Source organism: Arhodomonas sp. SL1 (assembly GCF_052060015.1).
Lineage (GTDB): Bacteria > Pseudomonadota > Gammaproteobacteria > Nitrococcales > Nitrococcaceae > Arhodomonas.
The window spans coordinates 1-9,502 of record NZ_JBPODZ010000030.1 but is presented as its reverse complement, the minus strand read 5'-3'; the positions used below and the strand labels follow the sequence as shown (position 1 = coordinate 9,502).

The following is a 9,502-nucleotide window of genomic DNA, read 5'->3' as shown; positions in this document are numbered from 1 at the left end:
TCGAGCGCATCCATGGCGCGCAGCAACTGCTGATGGGTGATGCCCTCGGTGTCCAGCCCGGGCATCACCACGGTCTCAAGCCAGCGCAGCACCCCGAGCTTGCTGTCGGGATCGCACAACCGATTGAACACCATCACCCGCAGCAGTGCCTCGGCATCGAAGTGGTGGCGCCCCGAGCGAAGCGCCCGGCGCAGCCCCTCCTCGAGGCCGAGCGCGCGCCACAACTCGGTGAGCGCCCAGGGGCCGCCGACTTCCCGGGCCGCCTCGAACTCCGGGGTGCCGGGCTCGGGCATCTCCCGACCGGTGAGCCGGCGCAGGCTGCGGACCAGGCCCTCGACCTCCGCCTCGCCGAGCTGGTCGGCGCGGCCGAGCTGCGCGATCTGGCGCTGCCGGGCACGGCCGTTGTCGTCGCGATACGACTCGACCAGGCGCAGATACGTATGGCCGCCAGAGCGGGAGGCGCGGATATACATGGCTGCACAGTATAACGGTGCAACCACAACTAATAAATAGGAAAAGCCGCCTATATTGGCACTACAGCTCGATTCGCAGAATCAGCCCAGAGGCCGCATCACCGCGTCGCCATCGTTAGGACGCCAGGGCGTGAACTGTCGAAGTTCGGGGGTCAGGGCTACATCGCTTCAATGAGGCCCCGGCGTTTCGCCGGGGAAATCTCCAAGGAAAAGGACGGCAAAGATACTGTGGGCTAGCTTCAATGAGGCCCCGGCGTTTCGCCGGGGAAATCGAGGCGGGCGACCTCGTTGGGGGTCAGGGCTACATCGCTTCAATGAGGCCCCGGCGTTTCGCCGGGGAAATCCGGCCGTACAGGGCAGCGAGGGGACCAGCTTCTCGGGCTTCAATGAGGCCCCGGCGTTTCGCCGGGGAAATCAAACATTCTTCTCAGCCAAGCCCGCCACAGTACGCAGCTTCAATGAGGCCCCGGCGTTTCGCCGGGGAAATCGCTGCGGTCCACGGCCTGCGTCATGCCCTTGAAGCCCTGCTTCAATGAGGCCCCGGCGTTTCGCCGGGGAAATCTCGATCCGGGCGGCAGGCTTGTCCTCGCCGCTCTGGAGCTTCAATGAGGCCCCGGCGTTTCGCCGGGGAAATCAAGTATTGATAGGGTACGTCCCCGAAGACCTTCATCCGGCTTCAATGAGGCCCCGGCGTTTCGCCGGGGAAATCGATCACTCCGATTCACAATAACAATGCATGTCGAGAGCTTCAATGAGGCCCCGGCGTTTCGCCGGGGAAATCGTCCAATGTAGTCACACAGATAGATAGCAACGGGCCGCTTCAATGAGGCCCCGGCGTTTCGCCGGGGAAATCGAGAAGCAACGGTCCCGCCATACCTACCTCCTCACCCGCTTCAATGAGGCCCCGGCGTTTCGCCGGGGAAATCAGAGGCAATAGAACAATGAGCAGATTAAGTAGAACTGCTTCAATGAGGCCCCGGCGTTTCGCCGGGGAAATCCGGCCGAGACCTCACAGAATGCCCCCGCGCTACAAGGCTTCAATGAGGCCCCGGCGTTTCGCCGGGGAAATCGGGCCGCCACGCGAGCAAGGAGGGATAAGATATGGGGCTTCAATGAGGCCCCGGCGTTTCGCCGGGGAAATCTGCGGTGATCCCGGTATTTGGTGAATTTGTCTACGCAGCTTCAATGAGGCCCCGGCGTTTCGCCGGGGAAATCCACCGAGGAGGCGATCCGCCTCACCGACACCATCCAGCTTCAATGAGGCCCCGGCGTTTCGCCGGGGAAATCGAAAAGAAATCGATAATTCAATCGAACAGCGATCACGCTTCAATGAGGCCCCGGCGTTTCGCCGGGGAAATCTCGGCTCGGAGAAGCTGGACAAGGGTCTGGCGGCGATGCTTCAATGAGGCCCCGGCGTTTCGCCGGGGAAATCGTCGCGGGCGTGTCCGCGGAGCGGATGCAGGAGCTGTCGCTTCAATGAGGCCCCGGCGTTTCGCCGGGGAAATCCTCGAGCAACTTCGTAGCGATTTGGCACAGGTCCCGCTTCAATGAGGCCCCGGCGTTTCGCCGGGGAAATCGCCGCACGCAAGACAGACACCCAGTACCCGATTCGGCGCTTCAATGAGGCCCCGGCGTTTCGCCGGGGAAATCTCGGACTGGAGCAGCTCATTCTCGGCGGTGGTGCGCTCGCTTCAATGAGGCCCCGGCGTTTCGCCGGGGAAATCGACAAATCACCGAATCGCAGGGCCGTGGAAAGCAGGGCTTCAATGAGGCCCCGGCGTTTCGCCGGGGAAATCATCGCCGTAGGTGTCACCGGCGGAGGGCGGATTCGCGCTTCAATGAGGCCCCGGCGTTTCGCCGGGGAAATCGCGGTGCAAATACGGAACCATCCGCTTCGCGCGCACGCTTCAATGAGGCCCCGGCGTTTCGCCGGGGAAATCCCAATCATTCTACGGAACCCGAACAGACCGTTAATGCGCTTCAATGAGGCCCCGGCGTTTCGCCGGGGAAATCGCGGACCATCCACAATATAGATGCGGTGTTCGCTGCGCTTCAATGAGGCCCCGGCGTTTCGCCGGGGAAATCGACGCGCCGGACTGGGATCGTTTCGGATTCGAGACGGCTTCAATGAGGCCCCGGCGTTTCGCCGGGGAAATCGAACTCGATGGGTGCGGGGTCCATCTCGACGATGGCGTGCTTCAATGAGGCCCCGGCGTTTCGCCGGGGAAATCATCCGCCCCGGTTGTCTCGGCCGGGCTCAGCCGACGAGCTTCAATGAGGCCCCGGCGTTTCGCCGGGGAAATCGGACCCTGCGAGAGGCCCCGCCACGCTTTACTGCGAGGCCCCGTTCGCGAGCGAGCCCTGGAGTGCAGCCCTGTTCCCCGGAGGAACAGCGCCACTGCTTGGTCGAGGGCAGCATAACAGCCTGATTGTTAAAGAGCGATTGTCCTGCGAGCACCTCCCGAGGTTCGGACGCCACCGGGGTGCTCGCTGTGCCTCGGCGAATGTTGTCCTTGGGAGTCTCGGCGGTCCCGGCCATCACACGATGATTGGTTGCCGCGGGACAGCCTCGAACTGGGCCTTGCCGAGGCTGACGACACGCGGTTCGACGTTCTCGGCCAGACCCAGGTCCATGATCAGTACGTGGTCCTCGTACGTGTTGATCAGCTCGTCGAGCATTCCGACCAGCTCGGCGTGCCGGCGATCGTCGAGCCGGCATTGGAACACCGAGAGCTGGAGCCACTCGCCGTAACCGTGCATGAGACGGAACACGCGGCGCCAGCGCTTCGAATCGGCGATGTCGTAGGCGACGATGTAGAGTCGCGGGGCTTTCATCGCGGCCTCCTAGCGGGTGACGAAGCCGGGGAACTCCGGCACCTCACCCATGACGTGGCGTGCGGCAAGACGGGCCTGGATCTCGAGGATGCGACGGTAGCTTGCCCGGTAGCCGAAATCCGGATGCGTGATCTCCTGGTCGAGCCGTTGCTCGATGGTACCGAGGAAGCGCTTGCGCCCGTCGCTTGTCAGGTTCACCGCGGAAGCGGCACGGATGAAGTCCGTGGGCCGAACTTGTCCTTTGTTGATTGCGGTGAGCACGGCGGATTCGGCGATCAGGGGGCGGAACGGCTCCATCAGGTCCAAGGCGAGTGCAGGTCGCCCATAACGTGGCTGGTGGTAGAACCCTCGATAGGCGTCGAAGCCGACGGCGGTGAGGGTGACCAACCACGCCCGCACGAGCACCGAGTATGCGTAGGAGAGCAAGGCGTTCACCGGGTCGGCCGGCGGCCGACGATTGCGTTGTGTGAAGTCGAACACCATCTCGCTGTCCTCCCCCGGTGGCCGGATCATCCGCGCGAATGTGCCGAAGTAGCGTGCTGCTGCGGTGCCTTCTACGCCGAGCAGCTCGTCGAGACGTTGTGCGCGCATGGCCTTACGCGCGTCGCGGCTGAGCTCGTCGAGGAGCTCCTTCGAGGCGTCATCGGGTTCTTTGACGTTGCGGCGCAGCAGGGTGCGGGAATTCACGATCTTGTTGGCCACTAGGCGCCGGGCGATGTGCAGGCAGGCGGCGTCGTCGAAGCTCTTGCGGTACTGCGCCGTGCGGAGCTCGACGTTCTTGTGCCCGGTGCCGTGGCTGTGGCCGAGGAACCAACCGCCGTAGGAGTGCCAGCTCACGGGGATCTCACGGCGCATGAGCTCATGCAGGGTAGGGGTGGTGAGGTAGACATTGCCCATGAGCACAACCTGGGAGATGTCACGAAGCCGCGCCTTGGTGGTTACTTCGTCGTCGACGGAGATCTCCAGTACCTCGCCCTTCTTCCGGACGGAAGCCCGGTGGGCCTGGACATATAGTGGCATCGCCTCGTCGGAGAGCACGGAGAGAGGGCGCACACCGTCCCTCAGGCGCTTGAGGTTGTTCACCTCGTCGGGCAGGCAGATGCTCACCAGGGAACACCGCGGGCATTTCGGGCTGTCCTCGAGAGGAGCCGGGATGCGGCCGCCGGCAGCGAGGGCACGGAGGCCATTGATGTCGTCCAGTGTTCGTTCGCGGAGTTCGTCATCGAAGGCGATGCGCACGCGTTCCCGGGAGCCCCGGAAGTAGAGGATACCGGCCTCCACTCGATAGCCATGTTCCTCCAGGAGCATGCCTTGGACGCAGAGCTGGACCTGTTCCGGCAGGTAGGCACCTTTCTCGACGTGGGGGCGTTTGCCCCGCTTGTAGTCCACCGGCATGGCCTCGTCGCCTTCCGATTCCACAATGTCGAGCTTGGCGATGAGGCCGAGGCGATTCGAAGAGAGCGTGACGGACCGCGAGTGGATGCGCTCGTCAACCTCGGGATCCGGTTCTGGCAGTGTGCCGCTACCACGGTCGACGCGCCGGTGAACCTGCCGCCCGTGCACCGTGTCCCCGGAATCCGCCCATTCCCCCTGGACCCATTCCAGGTAGGCGAGGCGTGGGCAGTACTCGTACTCGTTGATCATCCGCGCCGGCAGCAGCGGCTGATCATCGTTGAGCTCCGGGAACGGGAGTGGAAGGTCACGTTGGTGTCGATCCGTCATACAAATGCCGTAACGTGGAATGTGTTACATTTGGTGATGTAATTCGTCACATGCCAATAGAGGGCGATGCCGTGGGCACCCTGAACGTCCGCCTCCCCGAAGAACTCGCCACGAACCTCCAGCGGGAGGCGAAGCTGAGCCATAGACCACGCTCGGAACTCGCCCGTGAGGCGATCCGTGAGTATCTGGAGCGCAGGGAGCGGGAGCGTTACCTCGCGGAGTTTGTGGCGGAGGCGCGAGCCGTCTACAGCGATGAGGCGTTGCGTTCGGATGCAAGGCAGATCGCCCGAGAAATGGATGAGGTGGAGGCGGACGCTTCCCGGTCTTCGGCCGGAGAGGACACGGGCGGGGATTGGTGGCGGTAATGCGACGTGGGGAGGTGTGGGTTGCCAATCTCAACCCCAATCGTGGCCGCGAGATCGGCAAGATGCGGCCGGTGCTGATAATGCAGCACGATGCGCTTCTGGCGCTGAATACCGGCATGCTCATCGTCCTCCCCCTTACCACCCAGGCTCGTCCGTCGATGGCGCACTTCCGGCCTCGCATCCCCGCGCGAGATCGGTTGCTTCGGGAATCGTATGTGGTGGTCGAGCAACCCCGTACCTTGGATGCTGCCTACATTGGCGATGGTCCGCTGACCACCCTGAGTACTGAGGAGATGGTTGCGGTAGAGCGCGGCCTCTCGACAGCGTTGGGTATTGTGTGACGGGCTGGCCTAGCATGAATCCACCGAGTCTTCTGGATCGGGCCGGAACAAACCCAGCCCGAAATGGCAGGCGAAGCCCAGCGCGAGCGGGCCAGTAACCGGCTCCGGGAACGTCAACGTGACGAACTGTCCGTGGGTGTCCGGCTGTGTAACCCGCCGGCGGGTGTCCCGGAAGCGGTGGAAGTGCACGGGACGGCGTTCCACGCCACCCACAGAAATGCGGCGCTGCGGTGTCACGGCACCGGGTTCGGGCAGGCCGCGCTCGCGGCACTCGCGGGCGATTTGCTCGGCCACTCCGAAACGCTTTTTCGCGAACCAGGGACGGAGATACGGAGTGACGGAGTGCCATAGCCGGCTCGTGCCCACGTACTGAGACTCCGCCATGTCGGCTGGCTTGCCATAGCCTTCCAGGTACACGTGCCATTCGCCCTTGTCGCCCTGCCAGAGGCGGGTGACGCGATCCAGGGCGCGGAGGGCGGCCGGCGAAAGCCCGGCGGGGGCGTGGACGAGAAGGTGGTCAATGTGACCATCCCCGTCGGCATCCTCCGGCAGGTAGAAGGCGTGGCCGTGACGATTATCCGCCGGTAGTCCGTGGCCGGAGAGCGCCGCCGGGACGTGGCCCGCGTTGACCCGCTCCGATCGGCTGATGGCGGCCTTGCGGGCGACCTCGCCGATGCGCAGGGCATCCTCGAGCCGGGGCAGCGGCTTGCCGGCCAGGGCCAGGCGGACGGTGGTGGCCGCGGGCGTGCCACGGGCGCGGCGCCGGCCAGGTCGCGGCGTGAAGGCACTGGCGGGGCGCTGGTAGGTAACAAACCGAGCCCCGGGCGGGCTGCTCCAGCCGGCGGCCTGGAGGTCCCCGGTCTCGTTGTAGAGCGTACCCGGCCAGTCCTCGGGCAGGGTCGTCAGGATCTGGCGCTGGTGCTTCTTGGGCTTTTTGGCATCCAGGCCGTGCTCGTCGACGATCCGCGCCCGCCAGGGGCCGTATTCGGTCGGCGGCACCGGCGCCAGGAGTCGCACCGGCTCCCGCGCCTCCCCGGTCTGCACGTCCACGGCGATCTCGGAGGGCACGCAGTCCGGCTCTCCCGTCCAGTTATCCAGCAGACGGGCCTCCACCCAGCTCTCGGCCCGGCCCAGAAAACCGAGATCGACGATCAGCCCTGCCAGCAGGCTTCGCTGTTCCTCGGTCAGCGAGACCGGCCAGTGGGCCACCAGCTCGGCCGTCGGCTCCAGACGAGCAAAGGCGTCGAAGACCAGCGAGGTCTCCGGCTGGCCGTTCTTGAAGCCACCCTGGGGCATATAGTGGCGGCTGTGGGCCCGGATGGCCGGCGGCAGCGCATAGTTCGGCAGTGCCGTCGCCAGGGCCTCGGTCAGCCCGTGGAGAACGGCCGGGTCGTGGCGCTCGGCCCAGCCCTTGCGATGGAAGGTCGCGACCAGGGCACGCAGGATGCGCCACGGGGATGGCGGCCACTCCACCTCGGCCTCGTTGACGTGTCGTCCCCAGGGGGTGGCGTGGTAGCGCCCCGTGGGGAAGCGAAAGGCGATGGCAACCATGGGCTACTTCCTGTAGGTGACTTCAGTGACGCGGAGATCGTTGAACAGACCGGCGCCCGCCGCCGCCTGGATGAGCCCCGGTAGCTCGCCTTCCAGCTCTGCCAGCGTCGGCACCTCGAAGCCTTCCGGCCGCGTGACGCGCAGGCCCTGGCACTCCAGATCGCAGGCGGTGCGCAGGCGCAGGCCGGTCTCCAGGAAGCGACGGATCTTGAACAGGGCCAGCGCCAGGAGCAGGCGCTCCCCGGCCTCGCCTAGACCGAAGGCCCGGATCTGGGACAGATCGAGATTGAAGTAGGCGGTGATCTTCGGGGCCACGTACTCGTCCCGGGCGTAGGGGACATTGCCGAAGCCCTTGCTGGTATCGCCACTGGGGTCCACCGAGTCCACCTTGACGCCGCCGCTGGGGGCGACCTTCGCATCCTCGGCCTCGATAAAGGCCGAGAGCGCTCGCGGCAGCCGCAGGCGGCCGCCGGCCAGATTGCTCTTGGCCAGAAAGACGCCGTGCAGGGCCGCATTGGTATCCACGCGGACCAGGGTCTCGGCGAGCTTGCGGATGTCCACCCGGCCCTGCTCCATGTGGGCCAGCTCTTCCTTGAGCATGTCCAGCACCGTGGTGTCCTTGCCCTCCAGGATGTAGGGGGAGTTGAGACGGTGGGCCTCCAGCACCGAGCTGGTCAGGACCTCGCCCTGGTCGTTGTTTACGCGGACGTAGGGCAGCCCCTTGAGGGGATCGATCCAGTCGCCGGCGGCCTCGTCCCAGCAGACGCCTTCCAGCCGGTTGGCCATGCTCTGGGCCGACTCCACCAGCAGCATCCGACCGTCGCCCTCGGGAGCGGGATATTCTGCGGCCCCCAGGTCGGGGAAGCCGGTGGGCTGGAAGCGGGTGCCCTGGATGGGCTGGAGATCCGCCTCCATGAGCAGGCGGGGGGACTGGGCCAGGTTGTCGAGATTGAGCGGCATGGTCGGGACTCCTGTCAGTGATTCAAGGTGGTTGTTTTCGAGGGGTCTTCTTCGGTCTCCAGCCGCAGCAGGGACTGGAGCGCCGGATCGGAGATGGGCACCACCAGGGCCGCCAGCAGGCGCCGGCCCTGCCGGGTCCCCGGGGCCGGGGCGTGGAGCCCCGTGCGCAGGCCGGCGGCCCGCAACCGGCGCATCCCCTGCTCCAGGGCACCGGCGACATCACCGGACTCCAGGCGCCGGAGGATCCCGGCCTCCAGGGGCAGGCTCGCCTCCGGCGGCAGCAGATGGGTGCGGTGGAGCTGTTCATCGGTGCAGAACAGCGGCTTGAGCAGGCGGTAGGCCGCCGGCAGCGGGGCGCTGCGCTCCATCGGACGCCCCCCACCCCCGGGAATACGGACCAGCATCAGGCCGGGGAGGACTTCCGCGAGGCGCTGCTCGTCGACTTCCCCGGCGAGCCAGGCGGCCACATCCGCCAGCGGGGCCGTCCGGGCCGGCTGGACGGGCTTGTCCGGCAGCTCGCCCTTTTCCGCCTGCAAGAGGCGGCGCCGAAGACTGCTCGTCAGGTTATCGGCCACATCGGCGCCGGCGTGCCAGGTGACGCCGTGGTGGGCATTCTCATCCCAGGCGGGCCGGCGGCCGGACTGCTCTGGCGCCAGGTGACCGCGCATGGGAAGCAGCCACTGCCCTTCCCGACCCATGGCGTGGATACCGGCGAGGGACGCAGCCAGGGCCATCTCCGCACTGCCGTCGTCGGCACGGGCGAGCCACTTCCCGGAAAGGGAGGGCACTGGCGGACAGCTCTCCCGTGCCTTCGGGCTGCGGGCTAGGTAGAGCTGGATATCGCCGAGAATAACGAGGAGGCGGCGCAGGATCGGAGCCTGGTCATCCCGCGCGGTCGTCAGCTCGAAGACGGCATCCTCCAGACGCCGGGCCAGGGAGAGGACGCGATTGGCCCCCTCGGCCCGGGCGTGGCGGCGGAAGCGGCTGAGCCAGTTGCCGGCGTCCAGATCGTCGATGAGATCTGCCGTCGGGTTACGCTCGACGGCTATGCGGTTAAGGGGGGTCGCGAAATAGGCCTTGCCGGAACGCATGAGAAAGGCGTAGCGCTGAAAGGCGGTAATACCCCGTTCCACACCGAGTCGGGAGACGGCGCGGGCGAAATCCAGGCCGTCCTTTGCGTAAGCGTTCAAACGCGGCCGTTCTTCCGGAGCACGAGATCCCCGCCTAGCCTCTCCCGTGCATTCACTGACACGGG

Annotated in this window: 7 protein-coding genes, 1 pseudogene and 1 CRISPR repeat array; of the genes and pseudogenes, 2 read left to right on the top strand and 6 right to left on the bottom strand. The window is 65.9% G+C overall.

The window, feature by feature from the left end; genetic code table 11:
• The 3 genes and pseudogenes from ACQ754_RS16780 to cas4g/cas1g form a co-directional block, all read right to left on the bottom strand.
• A pseudogene (locus ACQ754_RS16780) lies at positions 1–473 on the bottom strand (IS1634 family transposase); the annotation flags it as partial.
• A gap of 165 nt (positions 474–638) precedes the next feature.
• Positions 639–2,777: direct repeats of the CRISPR family, unit length 36 nt; unit sequence GCTTCAATGAGGCCCCGGCGTTTCGCCGGGGAAATC.
• 234 nt (positions 2,778–3,011) lie between these two features.
• Positions 3,012–3,308: a CRISPR-associated endonuclease Cas2 gene (gene cas2, locus ACQ754_RS16775; RefSeq protein WP_440998196.1), complete on the bottom strand. Its 297-nt coding sequence runs from the start codon at positions 3,306–3,308 to the stop codon at positions 3,012–3,014.
• Positions 3,309–3,317: 9 nt separating this feature from the next.
• Positions 3,318–5,030: a CRISPR-associated endonuclease Cas4g/Cas1g gene (cas4g/cas1g, locus tag ACQ754_RS16770; protein ID WP_440998195.1), complete on the bottom strand. Its 1,713-nt coding sequence runs from the start codon at positions 5,028–5,030 to the stop codon at positions 3,318–3,320.
• A gap of 50 nt (positions 5,031–5,080) precedes the next feature.
• Here cas4g/cas1g and ACQ754_RS16765 point away from each other — a divergent pair, with 50 nt between their 5' ends.
• Both ACQ754_RS16765 and ACQ754_RS16760 read left to right on the top strand, forming a co-directional pair.
• Positions 5,081–5,395: a ribbon-helix-helix protein, CopG family gene (locus ACQ754_RS16765; protein WP_440998194.1), complete on the top strand. Its 315-nt coding sequence runs from the start codon at positions 5,081–5,083 to the stop codon at positions 5,393–5,395.
• A complete protein-coding gene (locus ACQ754_RS16760; RefSeq protein ID WP_440998193.1) occupies positions 5,395–5,736 on the top strand; it encodes a type II toxin-antitoxin system PemK/MazF family toxin in 342 nt (113 codons plus the stop codon). The genes ACQ754_RS16765 and ACQ754_RS16760 overlap by 1 nt, the downstream gene beginning before the upstream one ends.
• Positions 5,737–5,745: 9 nt before the next feature.
• Here ACQ754_RS16760 and csb2 read toward each other — a convergent pair whose 3' ends face one another.
• From csb2 to cas8g1, 3 genes are read right to left on the bottom strand one after another with little or no spacing between them, the layout of a single operon-like run.
• On the bottom strand, positions 5,746–7,287 hold the full coding sequence (csb2, locus tag ACQ754_RS16755; protein ID WP_440998192.1) for a type I-G CRISPR-associated protein Csb2: 1,542 nt from the start codon (positions 7,285–7,287) through the stop codon (positions 5,746–5,748).
• Between the two features lie 3 nt (positions 7,288–7,290).
• On the bottom strand, positions 7,291–8,247 hold the full coding sequence (gene cas7g, locus ACQ754_RS16750; protein WP_440998191.1) for a type I-G CRISPR-associated RAMP protein Csb1/Cas7g: 957 nt from the start codon (positions 8,245–8,247) through the stop codon (positions 7,291–7,293).
• A gap of 14 nt (positions 8,248–8,261) precedes the next feature.
• Positions 8,262–9,437, bottom strand: a complete 1,176-nt coding sequence (gene cas8g1 / locus ACQ754_RS16745) for a type I-G CRISPR-associated protein Cas8g1/Csx17 (RefSeq protein ID WP_440998190.1) — start codon at positions 9,435–9,437, stop codon at positions 8,262–8,264.
• Positions 9,438–9,502 lie beyond the last annotated feature (65 nt).